At 61.3% G+C, this 25,139-nt stretch carries 24 protein-coding genes; 12 read left to right on the top strand and 12 right to left on the bottom strand.

The window, feature by feature from the left end:
* Positions 1-12: 12 nt before the first annotated feature.
* Together hemL and AOA60_RS12575 are read left to right on the top strand one after the other, a co-directional pair.
* The gene (gene hemL / locus AOA60_RS12580; RefSeq protein WP_099584687.1) at positions 13-1,296 is read left to right on the top strand and encodes a glutamate-1-semialdehyde 2,1-aminomutase; all 1,284 of its coding nucleotides are present in this window, start codon (positions 13-15) and stop codon (positions 1,294-1,296) included.
* Between the two features lie 226 nt (positions 1,297-1,522).
* Positions 1,523-2,077 carry a tetratricopeptide repeat protein gene (locus tag AOA60_RS12575; RefSeq protein ID WP_099584686.1) on the top strand — a complete coding sequence of 185 codons (555 nt, stop codon included), beginning with the start codon at positions 1,523-1,525 and terminating at the stop codon, positions 2,075-2,077.
* An 8-nt stretch (positions 2,078-2,085) separates the two neighbouring features.
* Here the strand turns inward: AOA60_RS12575 and AOA60_RS12570 are convergent, their stop codons facing one another.
* Positions 2,086-2,412 carry a DUF1820 family protein gene (locus tag AOA60_RS12570; RefSeq protein ID WP_003236992.1) on the bottom strand — a complete coding sequence of 109 codons (327 nt, stop codon included), beginning with the start codon at positions 2,410-2,412 and terminating at the stop codon, positions 2,086-2,088.
* 131 nt (positions 2,413-2,543) lie between these two features.
* Between AOA60_RS12570 and miaB the strand changes: the two genes are divergently transcribed.
* The 5 genes from miaB to lnt all read left to right on the top strand — a co-directional run bounded on the left by miaB (position 2,544) and on the right by lnt (position 7,947).
* On the top strand, positions 2,544-3,872 hold the full coding sequence (gene miaB / locus AOA60_RS12565) for a tRNA (N6-isopentenyl adenosine(37)-C2)-methylthiotransferase MiaB (RefSeq protein ID WP_099584685.1): 1,329 nt from the start codon (positions 2,544-2,546) through the stop codon (positions 3,870-3,872).
* A gap of 216 nt (positions 3,873-4,088) precedes the next feature.
* Positions 4,089-5,093 carry a PhoH family protein gene (locus tag AOA60_RS12560; protein ID WP_069673128.1) on the top strand — a complete coding sequence of 335 codons (1,005 nt, stop codon included), beginning with the start codon at positions 4,089-4,091 and terminating at the stop codon, positions 5,091-5,093.
* A complete protein-coding gene (gene ybeY / locus AOA60_RS12555) occupies positions 5,086-5,544 on the top strand; it encodes an rRNA maturation RNase YbeY (RefSeq protein WP_099584684.1) in 459 nt (152 codons plus the stop codon). The genes AOA60_RS12560 and ybeY overlap by 8 nt, the downstream gene beginning before the upstream one ends.
* Positions 5,545-5,575: 31 nt before the next feature.
* Positions 5,576-6,415: an HlyC/CorC family transporter gene (locus AOA60_RS12550; protein WP_005791724.1), complete on the top strand. Its 840-nt coding sequence runs from the start codon at positions 5,576-5,578 to the stop codon at positions 6,413-6,415.
* 8 nt (positions 6,416-6,423) lie between these two features.
* Positions 6,424-7,947 carry an apolipoprotein N-acyltransferase gene (gene lnt / locus AOA60_RS12545; protein ID WP_099584683.1) on the top strand — a complete coding sequence of 508 codons (1,524 nt, stop codon included), beginning with the start codon at positions 6,424-6,426 and terminating at the stop codon, positions 7,945-7,947.
* Positions 7,948-8,010: 63 nt separating this feature from the next.
* Here the strand turns inward: lnt and AOA60_RS12540 are convergent, their stop codons facing one another.
* Together AOA60_RS12540 and AOA60_RS12535 are read right to left on the bottom strand one after the other, a co-directional pair.
* Positions 8,011-8,772, bottom strand: a complete 762-nt coding sequence (locus AOA60_RS12540; protein WP_099584682.1) for a YdcF family protein — start codon at positions 8,770-8,772, stop codon at positions 8,011-8,013.
* Between the two features lie 99 nt (positions 8,773-8,871).
* Positions 8,872-9,189, bottom strand: a complete 318-nt coding sequence (locus AOA60_RS12535) for a hypothetical protein (RefSeq protein WP_099584681.1) — start codon at positions 9,187-9,189, stop codon at positions 8,872-8,874.
* Positions 9,190-9,450: 261 nt separating this feature from the next.
* On the opposite strand from AOA60_RS12535, the gene leuS reads away from it, so the two are divergent.
* The 5 genes from leuS to AOA60_RS12510 all read left to right on the top strand — a co-directional run bounded on the left by leuS (position 9,451) and on the right by AOA60_RS12510 (position 15,528).
* Positions 9,451-12,057, top strand: a complete 2,607-nt coding sequence (gene leuS / locus AOA60_RS12530; protein ID WP_099584680.1) for a leucine--tRNA ligase — start codon at positions 9,451-9,453, stop codon at positions 12,055-12,057.
* 88 nt (positions 12,058-12,145) lie between these two features.
* Positions 12,146-12,751: an LPS assembly lipoprotein LptE gene (gene lptE, locus AOA60_RS12525; RefSeq protein ID WP_099584679.1), complete on the top strand. Its 606-nt coding sequence runs from the start codon at positions 12,146-12,148 to the stop codon at positions 12,749-12,751.
* 39 nt (positions 12,752-12,790) lie between these two features.
* On the top strand, positions 12,791-13,828 hold the full coding sequence (gene holA / locus AOA60_RS12520) for a DNA polymerase III subunit delta (protein ID WP_099584678.1): 1,038 nt from the start codon (positions 12,791-12,793) through the stop codon (positions 13,826-13,828).
* Between the two features lie 148 nt (positions 13,829-13,976).
* Positions 13,977-14,141, top strand: coding sequence for an alternative ribosome rescue factor ArfA (arfA, locus tag AOA60_RS12515; RefSeq protein ID WP_099584677.1), 165 nt, complete (start codon positions 13,977-13,979; stop codon positions 14,139-14,141).
* A 61-nt stretch (positions 14,142-14,202) separates the two neighbouring features.
* On the top strand, positions 14,203-15,528 hold the full coding sequence (locus AOA60_RS12510) for a lytic murein transglycosylase (RefSeq protein WP_099584676.1): 1,326 nt from the start codon (positions 14,203-14,205) through the stop codon (positions 15,526-15,528).
* Between the two features lie 120 nt (positions 15,529-15,648).
* Here AOA60_RS12510 and AOA60_RS12505 read toward each other — a convergent pair whose 3' ends face one another.
* The 9 genes from AOA60_RS12505 to mrdA all read right to left on the bottom strand — a co-directional run bounded on the left by AOA60_RS12505 (position 15,649) and on the right by mrdA (position 25,134).
* Entirely contained in the window at positions 15,649-16,569 is a 921-nt protein-coding gene (locus AOA60_RS12505) for an LD-carboxypeptidase (RefSeq protein WP_099584675.1), read from the bottom strand.
* A 128-nt stretch (positions 16,570-16,697) separates the two neighbouring features.
* Positions 16,698-17,699, bottom strand: a complete 1,002-nt coding sequence (gene lipA, locus AOA60_RS12500) for a lipoyl synthase (RefSeq protein WP_160385010.1) — start codon at positions 17,697-17,699, stop codon at positions 16,698-16,700.
* Positions 17,700-17,725: 26 nt separating this feature from the next.
* Entirely contained in the window at positions 17,726-18,373 is a 648-nt protein-coding gene (lipB, locus tag AOA60_RS12495) for a lipoyl(octanoyl) transferase LipB (RefSeq protein WP_099584674.1), read from the bottom strand.
* Positions 18,373-18,648 (bottom strand): DUF493 domain-containing protein, encoded by a 276-nt coding sequence (locus AOA60_RS12490; RefSeq protein WP_099584673.1) that lies wholly within the window; start codon positions 18,646-18,648, stop codon positions 18,373-18,375. Before AOA60_RS12490 ends, lipB begins: the two co-directional genes overlap by 1 nt.
* Positions 18,649-18,733: 85 nt before the next feature.
* On the bottom strand, positions 18,734-19,891 hold the full coding sequence (locus tag AOA60_RS12485; protein WP_099584672.1) for a D-alanyl-D-alanine carboxypeptidase family protein: 1,158 nt from the start codon (positions 19,889-19,891) through the stop codon (positions 18,734-18,736).
* A 180-nt stretch (positions 19,892-20,071) separates the two neighbouring features.
* Positions 20,072-21,073 (bottom strand): septal ring lytic transglycosylase RlpA family protein, encoded by a 1,002-nt coding sequence (locus AOA60_RS12480; RefSeq protein ID WP_099584671.1) that lies wholly within the window; start codon positions 21,071-21,073, stop codon positions 20,072-20,074.
* On the bottom strand, positions 21,073-22,083 hold the full coding sequence (gene mltB, locus AOA60_RS12475; RefSeq protein ID WP_032884595.1) for a lytic murein transglycosylase B: 1,011 nt from the start codon (positions 22,081-22,083) through the stop codon (positions 21,073-21,075). The genes AOA60_RS12480 and mltB overlap by 1 nt, the downstream gene beginning before the upstream one ends.
* Before the next feature lie 17 nt (positions 22,084-22,100).
* Complete coding sequence (gene rodA / locus AOA60_RS12470) at positions 22,101-23,204, bottom strand: rod shape-determining protein RodA (protein WP_042570827.1); 1,104 nt, start codon at positions 23,202-23,204, stop codon at positions 22,101-22,103.
* A 31-nt stretch (positions 23,205-23,235) separates the two neighbouring features.
* Positions 23,236-25,134 carry a penicillin-binding protein 2 gene (gene mrdA / locus AOA60_RS12465; protein WP_099584670.1) on the bottom strand — a complete coding sequence of 633 codons (1,899 nt, stop codon included), beginning with the start codon at positions 25,132-25,134 and terminating at the stop codon, positions 23,236-23,238.
* Positions 25,135-25,139 lie beyond the last annotated feature (5 nt).

Raw genomic sequence — 25,139 nt, 5'->3', positions numbered from 1 at the left:
AGAGCCCTCACCATGTCTCGTTCCGAAACCCTGTTTGCCAATGCCCAGAAACACATCCCCGGCGGTGTGAACTCCCCCGTGCGTGCGTTCAAGAGCGTGGGCGGCACGCCGTTGTTCTTCAAGCATGCCGAAGGCGCCTACGTCACCGACGAAGACGACAAGCGTTATGTGGATTACGTGGGCTCCTGGGGCCCGATGATCCTGGGCCACAGCCACCCGGACGTGCTGGATGCCGTGCGTAAACAGCTGGAGCACGGGTTGTCCTACGGCGCCCCAACCGCCATGGAAACCGAGATGGCGGACCTGGTGTGCTCAATCGTGCCGTCGATGGAGATGGTGCGCATGGTCAGCTCCGGCACCGAAGCCACCATGAGCGCGATTCGCCTGGCCCGAGGTTTCACCGGCCGCGACAGCATCATCAAGTTCGAAGGCTGCTACCACGGCCACTCCGACAGCCTGCTGGTCAAAGCCGGCTCCGGCCTGCTGACCCAGGGCGTGCCAAGCTCGGCCGGTGTGCCGGCGGCATTTGCCAGGCACACCCTGACGCTGCCGTTCAACGACATCGCTGCCGTCGAGCAGATGCTCAGCGAAGTCGGCCAAGACGTGGCGTGCATCATCGTCGAGCCCGTGGCTGGCAACATGAACTGCGTACCGCCGGCGCCGGGCTTCCTCGAAGGCCTGCGCGAGCAGTGTGACAAGCATGGCGTGGTGCTGATTTTCGACGAAGTGATGACTGGCTTTCGCGTCGCCCTCGGCGGTGCCCAGGCGCACTACGGCGTGACGCCGGACCTGAGCACCTTCGGCAAGATCATCGGCGGCGGCATGCCGGTGGGCTGTTTTGGCGGCAAGCGCGAAATCATGCAACACATCGCACCACTGGGCCCGGTGTACCAGGCTGGCACGTTGTCCGGTAACCCGTTGGCCATGGCCGCTGGCCTGACTACCCTGCGGTTGATCAGCCGCCCCGGCTTCCACGCCGAGTTGACCGACTACACCACGCGTCTGCTGGATGGCCTGCAACAGCGCGCCGACGCGGCCGGTATCCCATTTGTCACCACGCAGGCGGGCGGCATGTTCGGCCTGTATTTCAGCGGTGCCGACGATATCGTCACCTTTGATGACGTGATGGGCAGCGACGCCGATCTGTTCAAGCGCTTCTTCCACCTGATGCTGGAAGGCGGGGTCTACCTGGCCCCGAGTGCCTTTGAAGCGGGTTTCACGTCGATTGCCCATGGCGAAACCGAGTTGCGACTGACTCTGGACGCCGCCGAGCGCGCATTCGCTGCCCTGAAATAAACGGTCGCAAAAATCTGGCGTCGCCATAGGTGGCGTCAGATTTGCTACTTTTCTGACAGAGCTTTCCTTATTTTTTCGAGAATTTACCTGCAATCCGGCAGATAACTTGCCCAAGCAGCAGAAAAACGAGTAAAGACTTTGTAAGCAGAGGCCTGCTTATTTCATAATGCGCGCTTATTGGATCCCGTGAGGGTCCGCGCGCCCCGTCAGAGGTAAGTCGATTCCCATGAAACGCACCGGCCGCACCCTGGTACTGGGCTGCCTGTTGCTCCTTCAGCCGCTGCTGGCACATGCCCAGGCAGGCGGCAACTCGTTGTTAATTCCAGCGATGGGTCGTTGCACCCTCAATACCCAGCCAGACAGCCAGGCCGAATCCCTGAGCGCGTGCCAGAAACAGGCCGACGACGGGGATGCGCAGGCGCAATACGAGTTGGGCGAGTACTTCCACGACAGTAAAAACCCTGCACGCGACCTCAACAAAGCCTTGAGCTACTTCGAGAAAGCTTCGTTGCAGGGCCACGCCCAGGCACAATTTCAGCTCGGCACCATGTTCTTCAAAGGCGAAGGCGTGCCGGCCAATAACGTTCAGGCGTATATCGTGCTGAAAATGGCCGCGGTCAACGGCGCCGAAGACGCGCTGGACACCGCCGACGAAGTCGCCGAGCACATGCAACGCGATGAGCTGGAAGTCGCTACCCAGGTGTTGGGCCAGATTTTCCGCAACTATCTTCAGGAATTGCAGAGTGCCGATGGGCGCTCGCCCTTCTCCCCCCTGCCCTGACAGCCGCCTTACTTTTCAGGCATCGGCATCGGAAATGGCATCACATTGCTCACGCCCCGCGCCTCGCTGATCTTGGGCGTGCCCAGGCGCTCGACTTCATCGATGCGCACGATCGAATGCATCGGCACAAAACTGCGCACCACGCCTTCGAACTGAGCCTTGAGCTTTTCTTCGCCCGGGTCGACGACCAATTGGGTGCGCTCGCCAAAGACGAACTCTTCCACTTCCAGGAAACCCCACAGATCACTTTGATAGATCTGCTTGGCGTACATTTCGAACACCTGGCCCTGGTTAAGGAAAATCACCTTGTAGATTGGAGCTTCACGTTTGGTCATGGTGGGCGAGCAACACATCGGGGATATAAAAGAGGGCGCGAACTATAGCATGGCACCCGATGCACAACGCTAGGAACCAATGGGCATGCCCCCTATAATGCGCGGTTCTTTACCACCAGTTGACGATTCCCATGGCCAAGAAGCTTTATATCGAAACCCACGGTTGCCAGATGAACGAGTACGACAGCTCGCGCATGGTCGATCTGCTGGGCGAACACCAGGCCCTGGAAGTCACCGCCCGCGCCGAAGATGCCGACGTAATCCTGCTCAATACCTGCTCGATCCGCGAACGGGCCCAGGACCGCGTGTATTCGCAGCTGGGCCGCTGGCGTGAATTGAAACTGGCCAACCCGGACATGGTCATCGCCGTCGGCGGTTGCGTGGCCAGCCAGGAAGGCGCCGCGATTCGCGACCGCGCGCCCTATGTCGATGTGGTCTTCGGCCCGCAAACCCTGCACCGCTTGCCGGAAATGATCGACGCCGCCCGTGTCACCAAGCTGCCTCAGGTAGACGTCTCGTTCCCGGAAATTGAAAAATTCGACCACTTGCCCGAGCCGCGTATCGACGGCCCAAGCGCCTATGTGTCGGTGATGGAAGGCTGCAGCAAGTACTGCACCTTCTGCGTGGTGCCCTACACCCGCGGTGAAGAAGTCAGCCGGCCATTCGACGACGTGCTGGCGGAAATCATCCACCTGGCCGAAAACGGCGTACGCGAAGTGACCCTGCTGGGCCAGAACGTCAACGGCTATCGCGGCCTGACTGACGACGGCCGCCTCGCGGACCTGGCGGAGTTGATCCGCGTGGTGGCGGCTGTGGACGGTATCGAGCGCATCCGCTACACCACCTCGCACCCACTGGAATTCTCCGACAGCCTGATCCAGGCCCACGCCGACGTGCCGGAGCTGGTCAAACACCTGCACTTGCCGGTGCAATCGGGCTCGGACCGCATCCTGTCGGCCATGAAGCGCAACCACACCGCCCTGGAGTACAAATCCAAACTGCGCAAATTGCGCGCAGCGGTGCCGGGCATCTGCATCAGCTCGGACTTTATTGTGGGTTTCCCCGGCGAGACCGAAAAAGACTTCCAGCAGACCATGAAGCTGATTGAAGACGTTGGTTTCGACTTTTCCTACTCGTTCGTCTACAGCCAGCGCCCCGGCACACCGGCCGCTGACCTCGTGGACGAAACCCCGGAAGCGCTGAAAAAAGAACGCTTGAACGCGCTGCAGCACAGCCTGAATCAGCAGGGTTTCGAAATCAGCCGACAAATGGTCGGCTCGACCCAGCGCATTCTGGTCACCGACTATTCGAAGAAAGACCCGGGCGAGCTGCAAGGCCGTACCGAGAACAACCGAATCGTCAACTTCCGTTGCGACAACCCGACCCTGATCGGCCAGTTTGCCGATGTGCACATCGATGCGGCGCAACCGCACTCGTTGCGTGGCTCGCTGATCCAATAATTTTCAGATCATTGGAGATCAAAATGTGGGAGGGGGCTTGCCCCCGATGGCAGTGGATCAGATGGCCCACCTGTTTCTGACACTCCGCCATCGGGGGCCAAGCCCCCTCCCACATTTGAAACGTGCACATTCCGATGACGTAAGTGCTTTCGTACCCGCGCCTCTGGCGTTATTCTCTCTTTCACCTCAATTGCCAAAGGGCGGCTAAAAGCGACCTTGAACGCACCCATAGTAGAACCCCATCGTTTTATCCTTGAGCCCTTTGAGGCTCGCCGTTTCGCCAATCTGTGCGGACAGTTCGACGAGCACCTGCGCCTGATCGAACAACGCCTGAGCATCGAAATCCGCAATCGCGGCAATCAGTTCGAGCTTATTGGTGAACCCCAACACACCACGTCTGCAGAAAACCTGCTGCGTCGCCTCTATCGCGAGACCAAGGGCAGTGAACTGTCACCGGAAACGGTGCACCTGTACTTGCAAGAGTCCGCTGTAGAAGACCTGGCCAACAACCCTGTGGCCGAAGCCAGCGTGGCCTTGCGTACCAAAAAAGGCATGATTCGCCCACGCGGCCTGAATCAGCAGAAGTACGTCAAGGAAATCCTCGGCAACGACATCAACTTCGGCATCGGCCCGGCCGGCACCGGCAAGACCTACCTGGCCGTGGCCTGTGCGGTCGACGCCCTGGAGCGCGAGCAAGTGCGCCGCATCCTGCTGGTGCGCCCGGCGGTTGAAGCGGGTGAAAAACTCGGCTTCCTGCCCGGCGACCTGGCCCAGAAGATCGATCCGTACCTGCGCCCGCTGTATGACGCGCTGTACGAGATGCTTGGTTTTGAATACGTGGCCAAGCTGATCGAGCGCCAGGTGATCGAGATCGCCCCGCTGGCCTACATGCGCGGTCGCACCTTGAACAACAGTTTCATCATCCTCGACGAAAGCCAGAACACCACCGTCGAGCAGATGAAGATGTTCCTCACCCGTATCGGTTTCGGCTCTACCGCCGTAATCACCGGCGACATCACCCAGGTCGACCTGCCCAAGGGCACCAAGTCCGGCCTGGGCCAGGTGATCGAGGTACTCAAGGACGTGCCGGGCATCAGCTTCACGCACTTCATGCCCAAGGACGTGGTACGCCACCCGTTGGTGCAGCGCATTGTCGAAGCCTACGAGCGCTTCGAACACCGCGACGATGGACTGTCAAAGGACGTTCGCCGCGATGCTTGAGCTTGACCTGCAACTGGCCACCGACGCGCCTGCCCCCAGCGAAGACCAGTTCCGCCAATGGTGCGAGCTGGCCCTGCGCCAGCGCACTGCCGACTCGGAACTGACCATCCGTCTGGTGGACGAGCCCGAAGGCCGCGAACTGAACCACACCTGGCGCCAGAAAGACTACGCAACCAACGTGCTGTCCTTCCCCGCCGACGTCCCCGACGAGCTGCTGGATATCCCGTTGCTGGGCGATCTGGTGATCTGCGTCGAGGTGGTTGAGCGCGAGGCGAAGGAACAAGACAAGGAACTTGAAGCCCACTGGGCTCATCTAGTCATCCACGGCTGCTTGCATCTCTTGGGTTACGACCATATAGACGATGACGAAGCCGAGGAAATGGAAACACTGGAACAAACGTTGCTTGCCGAATTGGGTCACCCTGATCCGTATGCAGACGACGAAACCTAACTGACACAACAAAGGATTTAGAGTAATCGCTATGAGCGAAGACCGATCGAGCAACGGGCAAAAGTCATGGCTGGGTAAACTGACCCAGGCTTTTGCCCACGAGCCGAAAAACCGCCAGGAGCTGCTGGAGCTGCTGCGCGAGGCCCACCAGAACAAGTTGCTGGACAGCGAAGCGCTGGCCATCGTCGAAGGCGCCATCCAGGTGGCTGACCTGCAAGTCCGGGACATCATGGTCCCGCGCTCGCAGATGATCAGCATCAAGGCGACCCAGACCCCACGGGAATTCCTCCCGGCCGTGATCGACTCGGCGCACTCGCGCTACCCGGTCATCGGTGAAAGCCATGACGACGTCATGGGCGTCCTGCTGGCCAAGGACCTGCTGCCGCTGATCCTCAAGGAGAACGGCGACAGCTTCAACATCAAGGACCTGCTGCGTCCGGCCACCTTCGTGCCCGAATCCAAGCGCCTGAATGTGCTGCTGCGCGAGTTTCGCGCCAACCACAACCACATGGCCATTGTGATCGACGAATACGGCGGCGTGGCTGGCCTGGTGACCATCGAGGACGTGCTGGAACAGATCGTCGGCGACATCGAAGACGAGCACGACGTCGAAGAAGACAGCTACATCAAGCCGCTGCCGAGCGGTGACTTCCTGGTCAAGGCCCTGACACCGATCGAGAACTTCAACGAGTTCTTCGACAGCGAATTCTCCGATGATGAGTTCGATACCGTTGGCGGCCTGGTGATGAGTGCGTTTGGCCACCTGCCAAAACGTAACGAGACCACTGAGATCGGCGCGTATCGCTTCCGCATCCTGAATGCGGACAGCCGTCGTATCCACTTGATCCGCCTGACTCCGATTGCCCGCTAAGGACTGACATGCGCCGTTTGATCGCACCCGGCTGGCCCGGTAACTTGCTGGCCGTGGTGGCCGGCGCCATCACCACCCTGGCGCTGGCGCCGTTCGATCTGTGGCCGTTTGCACTGGTCGCAGTCGCAGTGTTTTATATCGGCCTGCGGGAACTGACACCCCGCCAGGCCCTGGGCCGTGGCTGGTGTTTCGGTTTCGGTCTGTTCGGCGCAGGGACCAGCTGGATCTACTACAGCATCCACCACTTCGGCGGCGCTTCGGTGCTGCTGGCGGGGTTCTTGATGCTGCTGTTCACCGCCGCCATTGCCTGGTTCTTCGCCCTGCCCGCCTGGCTGTGGGCGCGCTGGCTGCGCCGCAATGAAGCGCCGTTGGCGGACGCGCTCACGTTTGCCGCATTGTGGGTCGGCCAGGAAGCCTTTCGCGGATGGTTCCTCACCGGTTTCCCGTGGCTGTACTCCGGTTACAGCCAGCTCGATGGCCCCCTGACAGGCCTGGCGCCCATCGGCGGGATGTGGCTGATTTCCTTCGCGCTTGCGCTGACTGCAGCCCTGTTGTGCAACCTGCCGCGCCTGTTGGCGGGCAAGCGCAATGCCTTTATCGGCGCAGGGCTGGTGTTGCTGGTCGCCCCCTGGGCCATCGGACTGGCGCTCAAGCATCACGCCTGGACGGCTCCGTCCGGCGCGCCGCTGACCGTGGCCGCCATCCAGGGCAACATCGAACAAAGCATGAAATGGGATCCGGAGCAGCTCACCGCGCAGTTGGCGCTGTACCGTGACATGAGTTTCAGCTCCAAGCCCGTCGATTTACTGGTGTGGCCGGAAACGGCGGTGCCGGTGCTCAAGGAATCCGTCGAGGGTTACCTGGGCATGATGGGCAAGTTCGCGGCCGACCGGCACACCGCGCTGATCACCGGCGTACCGATTCGCCAGGAAGTGCACCACCAGAAGCGCTACTTCAACGGGATTACCGTGGTGGGCGAAGGTGATGGGACTTACCTCAAGCAGAAGCTCGTGCCCTTTGGCGAGTACGTTCCGCTGCAAGACGTGCTGCGCGGACTGATTGCCTTCTTCGACCTGCCAATGTCGGACTTCGCTCGCGGCCCCGCCGACCAGGCGATGTTGCAGGCCAAGGGCTATCAGATAGCGCCGTTTATTTGCTACGAAGTGGTGTACCCGGAATTTGCCGCCGGCCTGTCGGCCCAGAGCGATCTGCTGCTGACCATCAGCAATGACACCTGGTTTGGCCGCTCCATCGGCCCATTGCAGCACCTGCAAATGGCGCAGATGCGCGCGCTGGAAGCGGGGCGCTGGATGATCCGCGCCACCAACAATGGCGTGACCGGGCTGATTAATCCGTATGGCCAGATCACCGTGCAGATCCCGCAATTCGAACGCGGCATTCTCTACGGGGAAGTGGTGCCGATGCATAACCTCACGCCGTACCTGCAATGGCGCTCGTGGCCGCTGATCATCGTGTGCCTGATGCTGTTTGGTTGGGCGTTGCTCGCGGCCCGCATGTCGAAAACCGTCTAACAGACCAACACCGAAACAAATGTGGGAGGGGGCAAGCCCCTCCCACATTTTTGACTTACGGTGTTATTGATAGAACAGCCGATACCCCACCTGCCCCACCGCTTCATTGATCAACTGCCCGCTCTGCCACACCGACTTGAACTCCGGCATCCAGCCGCCCAGCGGCCGGGCGTTGTCCACGCCAAGGAAGCCCACGGGCGCCGGCACCACGGTAAAACCGGCCTTTTCAAAACTCCACACTGAACGCGGCATGTGCCAGGCCTGTGTCACCACGACCACGCGCTTGATCCCCTCGGGCAGTAGAATCTCGGCACTCATTTGCGCATTCTCCCAGGTGGTGCGGCTGCGCTCTTCCTTCCAGCGTACCGCCACGCCGAAATCATCCTGCATCGACACCGCCATCAGCTCAGCTTCGCTGGGCGGCGTGCCGTAGTGCAATCCACCGGTGGTGAGCACCGGCAGGCCGGACGCCTTGGCCAATCGGGCGGCATACCGCTGGCGCTCCAGGCCGATACCGGTAGGCTGGTCAGTGCCCCATGCGGGGTCCCCGCGCTCACGCCCCGAGCCCAGTACCACGATGGCATCGGCGCGCTGGGCCAACGTCGACCAGTCTTCACGAGCCAAGGGCGGTGAGGTTTCCAGAGCGCGCGCGCCCCACTCCACCACCACCGGCAGGCTGATCAACCACATGCCGCCCAAGCCCAAGGCGAAGCAACATCCGGCCAAACGTGGACGGCTGCGACGAAACCACCAGGCAAGGGCCAGCAGCAGCAAGAGAATGCCGGGGGGCAGGAGCAGTTGTTTGATGAAATAACGAATAGGCATCGGGCATCTCCATAGATGCCCGAAGCCTAAGGTGTAACGGGGTTTAGCGACAATCTCTACAGTGACATAGCGCAGTGGTGTGGTTCTGCGGGGAGTGAACTACTTGTAGCGGGCGGACCGGAATGTTTCCGGGCCACGACCGGCCGGCAAGTCCTTGAGCCACACCACCTTGGCAGAGTGCGTAGGCTCCTGGGCTGGCGGGGTTGCCACCCAAGGGGGCGCACTGCGCTTGTTGCGTTCCAAATAAGCCTTGATCAGTTCCAGCTCTGCACGGCTCAACCCGCGCAGTTCCAACTCGACAGGCCGTTCATCACGCAATCGGCCCGCTGTTCTCGCTGCATCCAATGCACGACCCAATCGGTCGATCAGTCCTTCGTAGACTTCCGGTTTCGTTGCGATTCGCTGCGATTCAACCATCCCCTCACCTCATTGAAGAAAGACTTGCTCCCCAATAAACAGCGTAGCCCCCGTAGCTACGCCTGCCCGGCGCCGCGACAGACGGCCTCGGCTGCGCAATCAGGGTTTCCCTCGATAGAGTGGGGTCATGTATGCTACGGCGCTTCCTGTAACTCCACTTCCCGCAGGGTTTGGGCACGGACGCGCCGCTTTTTGGTGTCGAACAACCTGAACGTTGCACCGAAGAGGATTAGGCCACCCCTATCCAGTTCAAAAGTAGCCATGCACGAACAATATCAGCCCCGTGAAATAGAAAATGCCGCCCAAACCTTCTGGGACGAGCAAAAGTCCTTTGAAGTCAGTGAACAGCCGGGCAAGGAAACTTTCTACTGCCTGTCGATGTTCCCTTACCCCAGCGGCAAGCTACACATGGGGCATGTGCGCAACTACACCATCGGCGACGTGATTTCCCGCTACCAGCGCATGCTCGGCAAAAACGTTCTGCAACCCATGGGTTGGGACGCCTTCGGCATGCCGGCAGAAAACGCCGCGATGAAAAACAACGTGGCTCCCGCCAAGTGGACCTACGAAAACATCGCCTACATGAAGACCCAGCTGCGCAGCCTGGGCCTGGCGGTGGACTGGTCCCGCGAAGTGACCACCTGCAAGCCGGATTACTACCGCTGGGAACAATGGCTGTTCACTCGCCTGTTCGAAAAAGGCGTGATCTACCGCAAGAACGGTACCGTGAACTGGGACCCGATTGACCAGACCGTGCTGGCCAACGAACAAGTCATCGACGGTCGCGGCTGGCGTTCCGGCGCGGTGATCGAGAAGCGCCAGATCCCGATGTACTACTTCAAGATCACCGCCTACGCGGATGAGCTCCTGTCGAGCCTCGACGATCTGCCGGGCTGGCCTGAACAGGTCAAGACCATGCAGCGCAACTGGATCGGCAAGTCCAAGGGCATGGAAGTGCAGTTCCCGTACAACGTCGATTCCATCGGCGAAGCGGGCGCGCTCAAAGTCTTCACCACCCGTCCGGACACTTTAATGGGAGCGACTTACGTCGCCGTGGCCGCCGAACACCCGCTGGCCACCCTGGCCGCACAGAACAATCCTGAACTGCAGGCGTTCATTGCCGAATGCAAAGGCGGCAGCGTGGCCGAAGCCGACGTCGCCACCCAAGAGAAAAAAGGCCTGCCGACCTCGCTGTTCGTCGAGCACCCGCTGACCGGCGAAAAACTGCCGGTGTGGGTCGCCAACTATGTGCTGATGCATTACGGCGACGGCGCGGTAATGGCTGTGCCGGCCCACGACGAGCGCGATTTCGAGTTCGCCGTCAAATACAACCTGCCGATCAAGCCCGTCGTGCGTACCAGCGCCGGTGACACCACCCCGACGCCTTGGCAGGACGCTTACAACGAACACGGCACACTGATCAATTCCGGTGAATTCGACGGCCTGGACTTCCAGGGCGCCTTCGACGCCATCGAAGTCGCACTGATCAAGAAGAACCTCGGCGCCTCGCGCACCCAGTTCCGCCTGCGCGACTGGGGCATCAGCCGCCAGCGCTACTGGGGCTGCCCGATCCCGATCATCCACTGCGATACCTGCGGTGACGTGCCGGTACCGGAAGACCAACTGCCGGTCGTACTGCCCGAAGACGTGGTGCCGGATGGCGCCGGTTCGCCGCTGGCGCGCATGCCCGAGTTCTACGCGTGCAGCTGCCCGAAATGCGGCGCCCAGGCCAAGCGTGAAACCGACACCATGGACACCTTCGTCGAGTCCTCGTGGTACTACGCCCGCTACGCCTCGCCTCACTACGAGGGCGGCCTGGTGGAAAAATCCGCAGCCGACCACTGGTTGCCGGTGGATCAGTACATTGGCGGTATCGAACACGCCATTCTCCACCTGTTGTATGCGCGCTTCTTCCACAAGCTGATGCGCGACGAAGGCCTGGTGAGTTCCAACGAGCCGTTCAAGAACCTGCTGACCCAGGGCATGGTGATCGCCGAGACTTACTATCGCCGCGAAGCCAATGGCGCCTACACCTGGTTCAACCCGGCTGACGTCGAGCTTGAGCGTGACAGCAAAGCCAAGGTCATCAGCGCCAAGCTGATCGCCGACGGCCTGCCGGTGGAAATCGGCGGTACCGAGAAAATGGCCAAGTCGAAGAACAACGGCGTCGACCCACAGTCGATGATCGACCAGTTCGGCGCCGACACCTGCCGTTTGTTCATGATGTTCGCCTCGCCGCCTGACATGAGCGCCGAATGGTCCGACTCCGGCGTCGAAGGCTCGCACCGCTTCCTCAAGCGTGTCTGGCGCCTGGCTCACGCCCATGTCAGCCAAGGCCTGCCGGGCAAGCTGGACGTGGCATCCTTGAGCGACGAGCAGAAACTCATCCGCCGCAGCACCCACCTGGCCATCAAGCAAGCCAGCCATGATGTGGGCCAGAACCACAAGTTCAACACCGCCATCGCCCAGGTGATGACGCTGATGAACGTGCTGGAAAAAGCCCCGCAAGTGACCGAACAGGACCGCGCCCTGGTACAGGAAGGCCTGGAAACAGTCACCCTGCTGCTCGCGCCGATCACCCCGCACATCAGCCACGACCTGTGGAGCCGTCTGGGCCACAGCGACGCGGTCATCGATGCGCGCTGGCCGGTGCAGGATGACAGCGCGCTGGTACAGGACACGCTGCAACTGGTGATCCAGGTCAACGGCAAACTGCGTGGCCAGATCGACATGCCGGCCACTGCCAGCCGTGAAGAAGTCGAAGCCGCCGCACGCGTCAACGAGAACGTGCTGCGCTTTACCGAAGGCCTGACGATCCGCAAAGTGATCGTGGTGCCTGGCAAACTGGTCAATATCGTCGCTAGCTAATCGGATCGGGCGCAGGGCTTGAGCCCTGCGCCGAACAAAGCCTTCAGGGCCTCGATAAGGCCCACATGGTTTCAAGGGGAGCAACAAAATGATCAAACGCAATCTGCTGGTTATGGGCCTTGCCGTGCTACTGAGCGCTTGCGGCTTCCAGCTGCGCGGCACCGGAACCAATGAACTGACGATCAAGGAACTGGATGTCAGCGCACGCGACGCTTACAGCGAAACCGTGACCCAGCTGCGCCAGGTCCTGGAAAACAACGGTGTCCACGTCTACACCGGCGCAACCTACAAGCTGTTCCTGGCGAACGAGAAAGAAACCCAGCGCAACCTGAGCTACGCCAGCGCCGGCCGTGCGTCCGATATCGAACTGAGCACCGTACTGAGCTTTGAAGTCCAGGGCCGTGATCACCTGCCATTGATGGGTGACAACATCCAGGTGCAGAAAATCGTCAGCCACGACGGCAACAACCTGGTAGGTTCGGACGCCGAAATCACCCAGGTGCGCCAGGAAATGCGTCGGGATCTGGTGCAACGCATGGTCCTGCGCCTGTCGATGCTGACCCCGCAACAGCTGGAAACCTTGCAGCAAGCTGCTGACAACAAGGCCAAGGCTGACGCCGACGCACTTAAAGCCGCAAAAGAGTACGAAGACAACACGCCGAAACAGTCGCCTGTTGAAGTACCTGCCGAGTAAGCCGAACGGGGCGCCCCAGGCGCCCCGCTCTACCTGCCTATGAAACTCGCCCCCGCCCAACTCGCCAAACACCTGCAAGGTAGCCTCGCGCCTGTCTACATCGTCAGCGGTGATGACCCGTTGCTGTGCCAGGAAGCTGCCGACGCCATCCGTACCGCCGCCCGCCAGCAGGGCTTTGATGAACGCCAGGTCTTCAGTGCCGACGCCAGCTTTGACTGGGGCACGCTGCTGCAGGCCGGTGCGAGCATGTCGCTGTTCGCCGAAAAACGCCTGCTGGAACTGCGCCTGCCCTCGGGCAAGCCCGGCGACAAGGGCGCTGCGGCGTTGATGGAATACTGCTCGCGGCCCGCTGAGGACACGGTCTTGCTGATCAGCCTGCCCAAACTCGACGGCAGTGCGCAGAAGACCAAATGGGGCAAGGCCCTGGTAGAAGGGGCTCAGACCCAGTTCATCCAGATCTGGCCGGTGGACAGCAATCAGTTGCCACAGTGGATTCGCCAGCGCCTGTCTCAATCAGGGTTGTCTGCAACGCAAGACGCCGTAGAGTTGATCGCCGCTCGGGTCGAAGGCAACTTGCTTGCCGCCGCCCAGGAGATCGAGAAACTCAAGCTGATGGCCGAAGACGGACAGATCACTGTCGAGACCGTTCAAGGTGCCGTGGCAGACAGCGCGCGTTTTGACGTGTTTGGACTGGTGGATGCAATCCTCAACGGCGAACCCGCCCACGCCTTGCGCATGCTCGAAGGTCTGCGCGGCGAAGGGGTGGAGCCGCCGGTGATTCTCTGGGCCCTGGCCCGTGAGCTGCGGGTCTTGGCCAATATTGCCCTGCAATACAGCCAGGGCACACCGCTGGACAAGTGTTTCAGCCAGGCCCGGCCGCCAGTGTGGGACAAGCGCAAACCTCTGATGAGCAAGGCCCTGCAACGGCACACAGCGCAACGCTGGGCGCAGCTGTTGCTTGAGGCGCAGCGCATTGATGCGCAGATCAAAGGCCAGGCAGCCGGTTCGCCGTGGATGAGCCTCAGTCGCTTGTCGCTGTTGATGGCCGGCCAACGCCTGACACTTCCCGCCGAATAGCCCCTCTGTTAAAAACACTGCAAAACCAATATGGGAGGCGGCAAGCCCCTCCCACGCTTTTGATTGCGCTTACAATTGATGGGCTTTACAGCGACCGAACTTCGGCAGATTATTTGCACCGCTTCCCTCCCCCAAGAGAGTCAAGACCATGAGCAAAAAGCCATCCAAGCATGGCCCCAACAAGGCCAAATCCATCATCGCCCAGCCACTGTTCCGCGCCCGTCAGGAACGCGCCGGCAAGGGCAAAGGCAGCTACCGCCGCGAAGCCTTCCAGTCTAATAGCTGGGAGGCTTCTTACTTTCTGGCTGCCTGAAGGCAAGCGCCCCTCCGGCATGATAAGGTCTGTGTCTGATTTGTAATCCCTGGACCTGTGCATGCCCTCTCGTCTTTCCCGTCATTGGCACCTTCGCCAATTGATCGCTGCCTCCAGCCTCATTCTGCTTGTCGCCTGCGCGGAAAAACCCACCGCCGCCGACGCTCAACCCCTGCCCAAACTCCAGACCGCACCCGTGGTAGCGCCCGCTGTCGTGGCCCCGCTGGCCGTGGATAACCTCGACATCCAACCGACCCAGACCTTCGCCGAATGGCAGGCCGGCTTCCGCGCACAAGCCCTGCAGGCCGGCATTACCGCCGCCGTGTTCGACAATGCGTTCGCCAATGTCACCCCGGACATGGCGGTGATCCGTGCCGACCGCAGCCAGCCGGAGTTTTCCCGCCCGGTGTGGGAATACATCGACGGCGCTCTGTCGCCACTGCGCGTGCGCAATGGCCAGGCGCTGCTGATCAAGTACGCCGATATCCTGCAAAGTATCGAACAACGCTATGGCGTCGACCGCCAGGCGCTCGTCTCGGTGTGGGGCATGGAGAGTAACTTCGGCCAGTTCCAGGGCAACAACTCGGTAATCCGCTCCCTGGCGACCCTGGCCTACGAAGGCCGGCGCCCGGCCTTTGCCCAGGCGCAATTGCTGGCGGCTCTGCAGATCATCCAGCACGGCGATATCCAGGCCGACCAGATGAAAGGCTCCTGGGCCGGCGCCATGGGCCAGACCCAATTCATCCCGACCACCTACAACACCCATGCCGTGGACTTCGATGGCGACGGTCGCCGCGATATTTGGAACAGCCCGGCCGACGCCCTCGCCTCCACCGCGCACTACCTGCAAAGCTCCGGTTGGCAGAAAGGCCAGCCGTGGGGGTTCGAGCTCAAACAACTGCCGGCGAACTTCGATTACGCCTTGGCCGATGGCGGCACCCGCAAGACCGTCGCCGAGTGGCTGAAACTGGGGGTCCAGTTACCGCCGGGCGCGAGCATGCCGGCCAATGTCGACGAGCTCTCCGCCGCCCTGCTGCTGCCTGCGGGCTATCGCGGCCCGGCGTTCCTGGTGCTGGATAACTTCCGCGCGATCCTCAAGTACAACAACTCGTCGTCCTATGCGCTGGCGGTTGGCCTGCTGTCGGAACGGTTTGGGGGCGGTGGCGTGATTCGTGGCGAATGGCCAAAAGATGAGCTGCCGCTGAGTCGCTCCCAGCGTATGGATTTGCAGACGGCGTTGAATGCCAATGGCTACGACGCGGGCAACCCGGATGGGATTATCGGCGCCAACACCCGCAAGGCGATTCGTGCGGCGCAGCAGGCGCTGGGCTGGCCGGCGGACGGGTATCCGACCGTGAAGTTGCTGGAGTCCCTGCAAAACCGCTAGATCTGCGTATGGCGACTAAAGCAATCGGGGGCAAGCCCCCTCCCACATTTTGATTTGTGAATACATTCAAGTGTGGGAGGGTGCTTGCCACCGATTGCGGTTGAGCAGCCACCCACAGATTCAGGTTTTGAACACCACATCCTGCTCCAACACCACCCGCTTTTCCCCCGCATCCAGCCGCACCAATGCACCCATCGGCAGCGTCAGGTTCGGATCGCAATGCCCGCTGCGCCAGCCGGACAATACTGGAATGCCCAAAGGTTCGAAGGTCTGCGTCAGCAAGCGCTCCAGCGCAGCGTTATCCACCCCCGCCACATCCCCGACCAGCACACCGGCGACCAGGGCCAGCTTGCCCGCCAGGCGCAGGTGCGTGAGTAAGCGGTCGATACGGTAGATCGGTTCGTTGACGTCCTCGATAAACAGGATGATGCCTTCAGCGTCCAGCTCGAAAGGCGTGCCCATCACCGCCGCGATCATCGACAGGTTGCCCCCCAGCAAGCGCCCACAGGCGATGCCAGGCGCGATGGTGGTCAGCGGGAAGGCCACCGGGTGTGCAAGCACGCTGCCAGCGCCGAGCTGACCACGCAGCAGGCTGAACAGGGAGGACTCGGTCGGTGGCTTCTTGTTACCGAGCAGGTCGGCATTGAGCATCGGGCCGTGGAAGGTCACGAAGCCAGCGTAACGGTTGATCGCCAGATGCAGGGCGGTGATGTCGCTATAGCCTACAAACGGCTTGGGGTTGGCGCGGATCAGGTCGAAGTCGAGCGCGTCCAGCAATCGTGGCGTGCCATAGCCGCCGCGCAGGCAGAAGATGGCATCGATATCGGGATTGGCGAAGGCGGCGTGCAGATCGTTGAGGCGGACTTTATCGCTACCGGCGAGGTAGCCGTCGCGCTCATAGACGCCGGGGAAAATTCGCAGGTCGTAGCCGCGCGTGCGCATCCATTGCCCGGCCTTTTCAACGTCCAATGCGGCGGGGCCGGCGGGGGCGATCAGGGCGATGGTGCCTTCGGAACGAAGGGCTGGAACGGCTGCAGTCATACACAACTCTCCCTAGTTAACGCGCAAAAAAATGTGGGAGGGGGTTTGCCCCCGATAGCGGTGGATCAGCCAGCACAGGTAGCGACTGACACACCGCAATCGGGGGCAAGCCCCCTCCCACATCTGTATTACGAGACCAGGCTTGCCTTGACCAGCTTGGCCTGCTCATCAGCGTGGTACGAAGAACGAACCAGCGGGCCGGAGGCGACGTTCTTGAAACCCATCTTGTAGCCTTCCTCGGCGAACCAGGCGAAGACGTCCGGGTGCACGAAACGTTGTACCGGCAAGTGGCTGCGCGACGGTTGCAGGTACTGGCCCAGGGTCAGCATGTCGATGTCGTGTTCGCGCATGCGCTTCATGACTTCGATGACTTCTTCGTCGGTTTCGCCCAGGCCCAGCATCAGGCCGGACTTGGTCGGGATGTGCGGCATCATCTGCTTGAATTTCTGCAGCAGGGTCAGCGACCACTGGTAGTCCGAACCCGGACGCGCAGCCTTGTACAGGCGTGGCACGGTTTCCAGGTTGTGGTTGAACACATCCGGCGGCTCGGCGGCGGTGATTTCCAGCGCCACGTCCATCCGGCCACGGTAGTCCGGAACCAGGGTTTCGAGCATCACGTTCGGCGACAGCTTGCGGATTTCGCGGATGCAGTCGGCAAAGTGCTGGGCGCCGCCGTCACGCAGGTCGTCGCGGTCTACCGAGGTGATCACTACGTATTTGAGTTTCAGGTCGGCGATGGCGATGGCCAGGCTTTCCGGTTCGTTGACGTCCAGTGGCTTCGGACGACCGTGGCCGACGTCGCAGAACGGGCAACGACGGGTGCAGATGTCACCCATGATCATGAAGGTGGCGGTGCCGCCAGAGAAGCACTCGCCCAGGTTCGGGCAGGACGCTTCTTCGCACACGCTGTGCAGCTTGTGTTTGCGCAGCAGGGCCTTGATACGGTCGACTTCCGGCGAAACCGGGATGCGCACGCGGATCCAGTCGGGTTTCTTCGGCAGTTCGGTAGTCGGAATGATCTTCACCGGGATGCGTGCAACCTTCTCGGCGCCGCGCAGCTTGACGCCGGCTTCCACCTTGGCACGCGGGGCCGGGGCCGGACGTTCGGTGACGTCCAGCGTCGGGATCATGGTTTGCACTGCATCAGTAGTCATAATCAGTCGATTCCGCCCGTAAGGGTCGTCTGCTCAGCATAGTCGAGGTGTTTGACGAGCTGCGCGCGCAGCCGGGCACTTACCTCGGCAAATTTAATCGGTGTGGCGTGTTCGCTCAACTGGGTCATCGCCAACCCGGCGTAGCCGCACGGGTTGATCCGCCGGAACGGCGCCAGGTCCATGTCCACGTTCAAGGCCAGGCCATGAAAGGAACATCCGTGACGAATGCGCAGCCCCAGGGAGGCGATTTTCGCGCCCTCCACATACACGCCAGGAGCATCAGGCTTGGCCGCAGCGGTCACGCCATAACTGGCCAGCAGCTCGATCAGGCAAGCCTCTATACGGCTGACCAGATCGCGCACGCCAAATCCCAGCTTGCGCACATCCAGCAAGAGATAAGCGACCAGTTGACCGGGGCCATGGTAAGTCACTTGGCCACCTCGGTCGACCTGCACCACCGGAATATCTCCCGGCAGCAACAAATGCTCGGCCTTGCCGGCCTGGCCCTGGGTGAACACCGGCGGGTGTTCCACCAGCCAGACCTCATCGGGGGCTGAGGTGCCGCGCTCGTTGGTGAACCGCTGCATGGCGTGCCAGACAGGCTCGTAGGCCATCTGGCCGAGCTCGCGAAAGCCCAGGACCTGTGACATCACAGCACCATGTGCACGAAGCCGGTGGCCCGCAGTTCACTGTTGATGTTGTAGAGCTGGTCTTGATCAGTCGCAACGATGTGCAACTGGATCGTGGTGTATTTACCGTTGGTGCTGGAACGTTCGTCCACCCGGTTATCGTTGATCGTCGCGTGTTTACGCACGATATCGATGATCTTGTCTTTGTTGCCTACACCGGTATCGCTGATCACCTTGACGGGATAGTCCGTCACTGGGAATTCGATCTTTGGCGCCTTTACTTCTTTATCGGTCATGGCGTAACGGCCTCGTAAGCGGTAAGCCGTGGCGACAGCAAAGCCCCGCCGTCGGATCAACGCGGGGCTTTGCAGGTGCACACAATCAGTTGAACAAGCCGTAGAAGAATAGACGGATGCTATCCCACACGCGGCGGAAGATACCACCTTCGTCGACAGCGTCCAGCGCGATCAGGTCGGCGCTGTGCACCACCTTGTCGTCCAGTTTCACTTCGACTTTACCGATCACGTCGCCCTTGGCGATTGGGGCAACCAATTGGGGGTTCATGGTCATGCTGGCAGCGAGCTTTTTCAGCTGGCCTTTAGGCATGGTCAGGGTCAGGTCTTCAGCCAGGCCGGCCTTGACCTGGGAAGTCGCGCCTTTCCATACCGGTGCGGTCGCCAGTTCAGCACCCTTCTGGTAGAAGGTCTGGGTTTCGAAGAAGCGGAAACCGTAGGTCAGCAGTTTTTGCGTCTCGGCCGCACGGGCCTGCTCACTGTTGGTACCGAACACGACGGCGATCAGGCGCTGGCCATCACGTACGGCGGACGACACCATGCAGTAGCCGGCTTCGTCGGTGTGACCGGTTTTCAGGCCATCGACGGTCTTGTCACGCCACAGCAGCAGGTTGCGGTTAGGCTGCTTGATGTTGTTCCAGAAGAACTCCTTCTGGGAGTAGATCGCGTAGTGCACCGGGTCGACACGAATGATCGCGCGCGCCAGGATCGCCATGTCGTGAGCCGACGAATAGTGCTCTGGGTTCGGCAGGCCGGTCGGGTTCATGAAGTGGCTGTTGGTCATGCCCAGGTCGGCCACGGTTTTGTTCATCATGTCGGCGAACGCGTCTTCGCTGCCGGCGATGTGCTCGGCCAAGGCTACGCTGGCGTCGTTACCGGACTGGATGATGATGCCGTGCAGCAGGTCGCTCACGGTGACTTGCGAGCCCACCTTGATGAACATGCGCGAGCCGCCGGTCCGCCAGGCGTTTTCGCTGACGGTCACCGGGTCGTTCTCACCGATCTGGCCGCGACGGATTTCCAGGGTCGCGATGTAGGCGGTCATCAGCTTGGTCAGGCTGGCCGGTGGCAGGCGTTGGTCACCGTTGCTCTCGACCAGCACGTTGCCGCTGGCAGCGTCCATCAGGACCCAGGCCTTGGCGGCCAGTTGCGGTGAAGCCGGCACCATTTCAACCGCCCAGGCGGCCGGGGTGATGATCAGCGAGATAAGCAGGCACGTGCGTTTGGCTAAGGTGGTGATGTTCATCCGTCTCTCGAAATTGCTTATGGAAACTTGCCCTCGCGGGCAAAACTTATTCAGACAGCCCGCTACCAGACTGTCACGTGTTCGGTTGCCCGCTCACCCCTTGCCCCTGGGTTTTTATTGTTCAACGAGCCAACAACCACGGCCCAAACCCGCGTACGGGCCTGGGCCATCAATCCTTTGTTACTCGGCGGTGACCACGCTGGGTTGCCCCAGGTTGGCCAGGCGCACGCTGTTCTGTACTTGCGCGACTTCGCTCGGGGAGCCGATCGGGCCCATGCGCACGCGGTGCAGGGTCTGCTGGTTACGCACGATGGAGCTGATAAAGACCGGTGCGTTGACCATGCCGCTGAGCTTGGACCTTAACAGTTCTGCCGCATCCGGGTTGGCGAAAGCGCCCACCTGCAGGTATTGCCCGCCGGCGACCGCGGCGCCTGGCGCTGCATGGGGCACGACCACCGTGTCCGGCGCGTGCTGCTGCGGGGGCGGTGTCCACTGTTCGATCTTGCCGGTGGACGCCGTCACTTGCGGCTGCGCACTCTGCGGCTCGTTGAGCATCAACGGCGCAGGCTTGCCACGCTGAGCCCAGTATTGCGCAGGGTCGATGCCTTCGACCTTGACCCGTGCGGTGCCGGTTTCGGCATAGCCGAGTTTTTTCGCGGCGGCATAGGACAAGTCGATGATGCGGTCCGAATAGAACGGCCCACGGTCGTTGACCCGCAGGATCACCGTGCGATTGTTATCCAGGTTGGTCACCCGTACATAGCTAGGCAGCGGCAGGGTTTTATGCGCTGCGCTCATGCCATACAGGTCATAGACCTCGCCGTTGGCCGTGTTCTGGCCATGGAACTTGGTGCCGTACCAGGACGCCGTGCCCGATTGCACGTAGGTCTTGGATTCCTGTAGCGGAAAGTAGGACTTACCCAGCACGGTGTAGGGGTTGGCCTTGTACGGGCCGGTGTGCAGGGTGGGCGTGGCGTCCGGAATCTTCGACACGTCGACATCCCACCACGGCGCGCCGTCTTTGTGGGCGCGGTTGATGTCCAGGCCCGGCTGTGAACGCACGGCGGTGCCGCCGGGCTTCTGGGTTGCCGGGCCACGGCTGGTGGAACAACTGACGACCAGCAGGGACAACGCGGCGAACGCCACCAGCTTGAGCGGTTGATTGAACGGCGATGCCCGCATTACTTGTTGCCCCGTGCTTGGACCAGCATGTCTGACAGCTGATGCACGGCCATGGCGTACATCACACTGCGGTTATAACGCGTGATCGCGTAGAAATTCTTCAGGCCCATCCAGTATTCAGGGCCATTTTCGCCTTCCAGGCGGAACGCCGTGACCGGCATGTCATCGCGTGGCGCATTCTGACTCGACCAGCCCAGCGCCCGCAACTCCCCGACCGTCTTGGCCGGCTCGATGCCCTGGGTGAGGCCTTCATCGGCACGCTCCCCGCTGACATCGGCGCGGATCACCACCGGCTCGCCACCCACCCAGCCGTGGCGCTTGAAGTAACTGGCCACGCTGCCGATGGCGTCGTCGGGATTGCTCCAGATATTGATGTGGCCGTCGCCGTCGAAATCCACGGCGTAGGCGCGAAAACTGCTCGGCATGAACTGCGGCAAGCCCATCGCCCCGGCGTAGGAGCCCTTGAGGGTCAGTGGATCGACCTGCTCTTCACGGGCCAGCAGCAGGAATTCGCGCAGCTCCTTGCGGAAGAAGTCGGCGCGGGGCGGGTAATCGAAGCCCAGGGTCGACAAGGCGTCGATCACCCGATAGCTGCCGGTATTACGCCCGTAAAAGGTTTCAATGCCGATGATCGCGACAATCACCTGGGCCGGCACGCCATATTCCTGCTCGGCGCGGGCCAGCACGGCTTCGTGCTGACGCCAGAAATCCACACCACGTGCCACGCGGGCGTCGGTGAGGAACATCGGGCGATATTCCTTCCACTGCTTCACACGTTCGGCGGGGCGGGAGATGGCGTCGAGGATCGCCTGCTTTTTCTGGGCTTCGCGGAACACGCCCATCAGCTGTTCACCGGCGAAACCGTAGTCGCGGGTCATCTCACCGACAAATTCGGCGACCTGAGGTGAACCATCGTAGTCACCGGCCTGCGCCTCCTGCGTTGCACCCAGCAGCCCAATCAGGCCCATCCAGGACGCATGCCGAGTTGCCCAGCCGCGCATTACTTGCATTGACATCTTCACCTTATTCAAACCTGTGCGATCCACTTGCGATGCGTATGAATCGACATCAAAACCCCAAACGCTGACAGCAATGTCACCAGCGAAGTTCCGCCGTAGCTAATGAACGGCAACGGCACCCCAACCACCGGCAGCAGGCCACTGACCATACCGATGTTGACGAAAACGTAAACAAAAAAAGTCATGGTCAAGGCGCCTGCGAGCAATTTGCCGAACAGCGTCTGCGCCTGTGCGGTGATCACCAGGCCACGCCCGATCAGCAGCAAATAGATCAGCAACAGCGCGCAGATGCCCACCAGGCCGAACTCTTCGCCCATCACCGCAATAATGAAGTCGGTGTGGCTCTCTGGCAGAAAGTCCAAGTGCGACTGGGTGCCCAGCAACCAACCCTTGCCAAACACGCCGCCGGAACCGATGGCCGCCTTGGACTGGATGATGTTCCAGCCGGTGCCGAGCGGGTCGCTTTCCGGGTCGAGAAACGTGAGGATCCGTTGCTTCTGGTAATCGTGCATAAAGAAGAACCACATCGCTACTGCCACCGGTACGGCCGCGGCCAGCACGCTGAGGATCCAGCGCCAGCGTAACCCACCCATGAACAGCACGAACGCACCGCCGGCGAGGATCAGCAACGAGGTGCCGAGATCCGGTTGGCGCACGATCAGGATGAACGGTACGCCGATCAGGATCAGGCTGATGCCCACGTGTTTAAGCTGCGGCGGCAAAGTGCGCTTGGACAGGTACCAGGCGATGGTGGCCGGCATCAGGATCTTCATGAATTCCGACGGCTGGAAGCGAATCACCCCCGGAATGTTGATCCAGCGGGTCGCACCCATGGCGTTGTGGCCCATCACATCCACCACCACCAGCAGCAATACCCCGGCGACGTAGCCGAGCGGCACCCAACGCGCCATGAAACGCGGCTCCAGCTGGGCGATTACCACCATGGACAGCAGGCCCAGGCCAAACGACGACGCCTGCTTGATCAGCAAGTCCCAGTTCTTGCCGCTGGCCGAATACAACACGAACAGGCTGCCGGCGGCCAGGGTCAGCAGCAGGATCAGCAACGGGCCATCAATGTGCATGCGCTGCAGCAACGTCGCACGGCGACGCATCACATCCTCACTGGAGAGGATGCGGTCAAAATTACTCTTCACTGGCCGTAACCTCGGTGTTTGAAGGGGGGCCGCCATATTCGGGCTTGAGCCTGCCGTCGTCGGCCAGCAACCAGGCGTCCATCACCTGACGCACTACAGGCGCTGCAACACCGGAGCCGGACTCGCCGTTCTCCACCATCACGGCCACGACGATTTTCGGGTCGTCTGCCGGAGCAAAGCCGACAAACAAGGCGTGGTCGCGGTGGCGTTCCTGGACCTTGGAGCGGTCGTATTTTTCGCCCTGCTTGATCGCGACCACCTGGGCCGTACCGCTCTTGCCGGCAATGCGGTACTGCGCGCCGACGGCGGCCTTGCGCGCAGTGCCACGGGCGCCGTGCATCACTTGCTGCATGCCATGGTTGACCTTGGTCCAGTCCGACGGGTCGCGCAGCACGATGTCCGGGATCGGGTTGTCATCCACCGGCTTCTCGCCTTCGATGGTCTTGGCCAGGTGCGGACGGTTCCAGATGCCTTTGTTGGCCACCAGCGCCGTGGCCTGGGCCAACTGCAAGGGCGTGGCCTGCATATAGCCCTGGCCGATACCGAGGATCAGGGTTTCACCCGGGAACCACGCCTGACGACGGGTCGCACGCTTCCACTCCCGCGATGGCATCAAGCCAGGAGATTCTTCGAACATATCCAGGGAAACCTTCTGACCCAGGCCGAACTTGCCCATATAGTCAGACAAGCGGTCGATGCCCAGCTTGTGGGCCAGGTCGTAGAAATAGGTGTCGTTGGACCGCATGATCGCGGTGTCCAGGTCGACATAGCCGTCACCGGTACGGTTCCAGTTACGGTATTTGTGATCGTAGTTGGGCAGCATGTAGTAGCCCGGGTCGAACACACGGCTGGAGGCCGTGACCACACCCGCGTCCAGGCCCGCAATCGCTACCGCGGGCTTGATAGTCGAACCCGGTGGGTACAGGCCGCGCAGTACGCGGTTGAACAGCGGTCGGTCGATGGAGTCACGCAACTCGGCGTAGGCCTTGAAGCTGATCCCGGTGACAAACAGGTTAGGGTCGAAACTCGGCTGGCTGACCATGGCCAGGACTTCGCCGGTTTTCGGGTCCAGCGCCACCACGGCGCCGCGCCGCCCGCCCAATGCCATCTCCGCCGCTTCCTGCAGCTTGATGTCCAGGCTCAACACAATGTCCTTGCCGGGAATCGGATCGGTGCGTTTGAGCACGCGCAACACGCGGCCACGGGCGTTGGTCTCGACTTCTTCGTAACCCACCTGGCCGTGCAGTTCCGGCTCGTAGAAACGCTCGATGCCGGTCTTGCCGATATGGTGGGTGCCGCTGTAGTTGACCGGGTCGAGGCTCTTGAGCTCTTTCTCGTTGATCCGTCCCATGTAGCCGACCGAATGCGCAAAGTGCGCACCCTGTGGGTAATGACGCACCAACTGTGCCACCACTTCCACACCCGGCAAACGGAACTGGTTCACCGCGATACGGGCGATCTGCTCTTCGGTCAGCTCGAACAGGATCGGCACCGGCTCGAATGGCCGACGTCCCTGCCTCATGCGTTTTTCGAAGACCACCCGGTCTTCCGGCGTCAACTGCAAGACTTCGACGATGACATCGAGGACTTGCTGCCAGTCACCGGAACGCTCGCGGGTCATGCTCAGGCTGAAGCTGGGCCGGTTGTCCGCGACCACCACGCCATTGCGGTCGAAAATCAGCCCACGGGTCGGCGGAATCGGCTGCACATGCACCCGGTTGTTTTCCGACAGCGTGGAGTGATACTCGTACTGGATCACCTGCAGGAAATACAGGCGGGCGATCAGCACACACATCAGCCCGACGACCAGAATCGCACCAAACACGACCCGAGCGCGTACAAGACGTGCGTCTTTCTCGTGGTCCTTGATGCGGATCGGCTGGGTCATCGGGA

Source organism: Pseudomonas sp. 2822-17, from assembly GCF_002742485.1.
In the GTDB taxonomy this organism is placed as follows: domain Bacteria; phylum Pseudomonadota; class Gammaproteobacteria; order Pseudomonadales; family Pseudomonadaceae; genus Aquipseudomonas; species Aquipseudomonas cyclaminis.
The sequence above is the reverse complement of the archived record's forward strand: the minus strand, read 5'-3'. Positions and strand labels throughout refer to the sequence as shown.

Excerpts from the sequence above, each read along its gene's own strand:
- hemL (WP_099584687.1), top strand. The coding sequence starts at position 13 with ATGTCTCGTTCCGAAACCCTGTTTGCCAATGCCCAGAAACACATCCCC.
- AOA60_RS12575 (WP_099584686.1), top strand. The coding sequence starts at position 1,523 with ATGAAACGCACCGGCCGCACCCTGGTACTGGGCTGCCTGTTGCTCCTT.
- AOA60_RS12570 (WP_003236992.1), bottom strand. The coding sequence starts at position 2,412 with ATGACCAAACGTGAAGCTCCAATCTACAAGGTGATTTTCCTTAACCAG.
- miaB (WP_099584685.1), top strand. The coding sequence starts at position 2,544 with ATGGCCAAGAAGCTTTATATCGAAACCCACGGTTGCCAGATGAACGAG.
- ybeY (WP_099584684.1), top strand. The coding sequence starts at position 5,086 with ATGCTTGAGCTTGACCTGCAACTGGCCACCGACGCGCCTGCCCCCAGC.
- AOA60_RS12550 (WP_005791724.1), top strand. The coding sequence starts at position 5,576 with ATGAGCGAAGACCGATCGAGCAACGGGCAAAAGTCATGGCTGGGTAAA.
- lnt (WP_099584683.1), top strand. The coding sequence starts at position 6,424 with ATGCGCCGTTTGATCGCACCCGGCTGGCCCGGTAACTTGCTGGCCGTG.
- AOA60_RS12540 (WP_099584682.1), bottom strand. The coding sequence starts at position 8,772 with ATGCCTATTCGTTATTTCATCAAACAACTGCTCCTGCCCCCCGGCATT.
- AOA60_RS12535 (WP_099584681.1), bottom strand. The coding sequence starts at position 9,189 with ATGGTTGAATCGCAGCGAATCGCAACGAAACCGGAAGTCTACGAAGGA.
- leuS (WP_099584680.1), top strand. The coding sequence starts at position 9,451 with ATGCACGAACAATATCAGCCCCGTGAAATAGAAAATGCCGCCCAAACC.
- lptE (WP_099584679.1), top strand. The coding sequence starts at position 12,146 with ATGATCAAACGCAATCTGCTGGTTATGGGCCTTGCCGTGCTACTGAGC.
- holA (WP_099584678.1), top strand. The coding sequence starts at position 12,791 with ATGAAACTCGCCCCCGCCCAACTCGCCAAACACCTGCAAGGTAGCCTC.
- arfA (WP_099584677.1), top strand. The coding sequence starts at position 13,977 with ATGAGCAAAAAGCCATCCAAGCATGGCCCCAACAAGGCCAAATCCATC.
- AOA60_RS12510 (WP_099584676.1), top strand. The coding sequence starts at position 14,203 with ATGCCCTCTCGTCTTTCCCGTCATTGGCACCTTCGCCAATTGATCGCT.
- AOA60_RS12505 (WP_099584675.1), bottom strand. The coding sequence starts at position 16,569 with ATGACTGCAGCCGTTCCAGCCCTTCGTTCCGAAGGCACCATCGCCCTG.
- lipA (WP_160385010.1), bottom strand. The coding sequence starts at position 17,699 with ATGATCCCGACGCTGGACGTCACCGAACGTCCGGCCCCGGCCCCGCGT.
- lipB (WP_099584674.1), bottom strand. The coding sequence starts at position 18,373 with ATGTCACAGGTCCTGGGCTTTCGCGAGCTCGGCCAGATGGCCTACGAG.
- AOA60_RS12490 (WP_099584673.1), bottom strand. The coding sequence starts at position 18,648 with ATGACCGATAAAGAAGTAAAGGCGCCAAAGATCGAATTCCCAGTGACG.
- AOA60_RS12485 (WP_099584672.1), bottom strand. The coding sequence starts at position 19,891 with ATGAACATCACCACCTTAGCCAAACGCACGTGCCTGCTTATCTCGCTG.
- AOA60_RS12480 (WP_099584671.1), bottom strand. The coding sequence starts at position 21,073 with ATGCGGGCATCGCCGTTCAATCAACCGCTCAAGCTGGTGGCGTTCGCC.
- mltB (WP_032884595.1), bottom strand. The coding sequence starts at position 22,083 with ATGCAAGTAATGCGCGGCTGGGCAACTCGGCATGCGTCCTGGATGGGC.
- rodA (WP_042570827.1), bottom strand. The coding sequence starts at position 23,204 with ATGCGTCGCCGTGCGACGTTGCTGCAGCGCATGCACATTGATGGCCCG.
- mrdA (WP_099584670.1), bottom strand. The coding sequence starts at position 25,134 with ATGACCCAGCCGATCCGCATCAAGGACCACGAGAAAGACGCACGTCTT.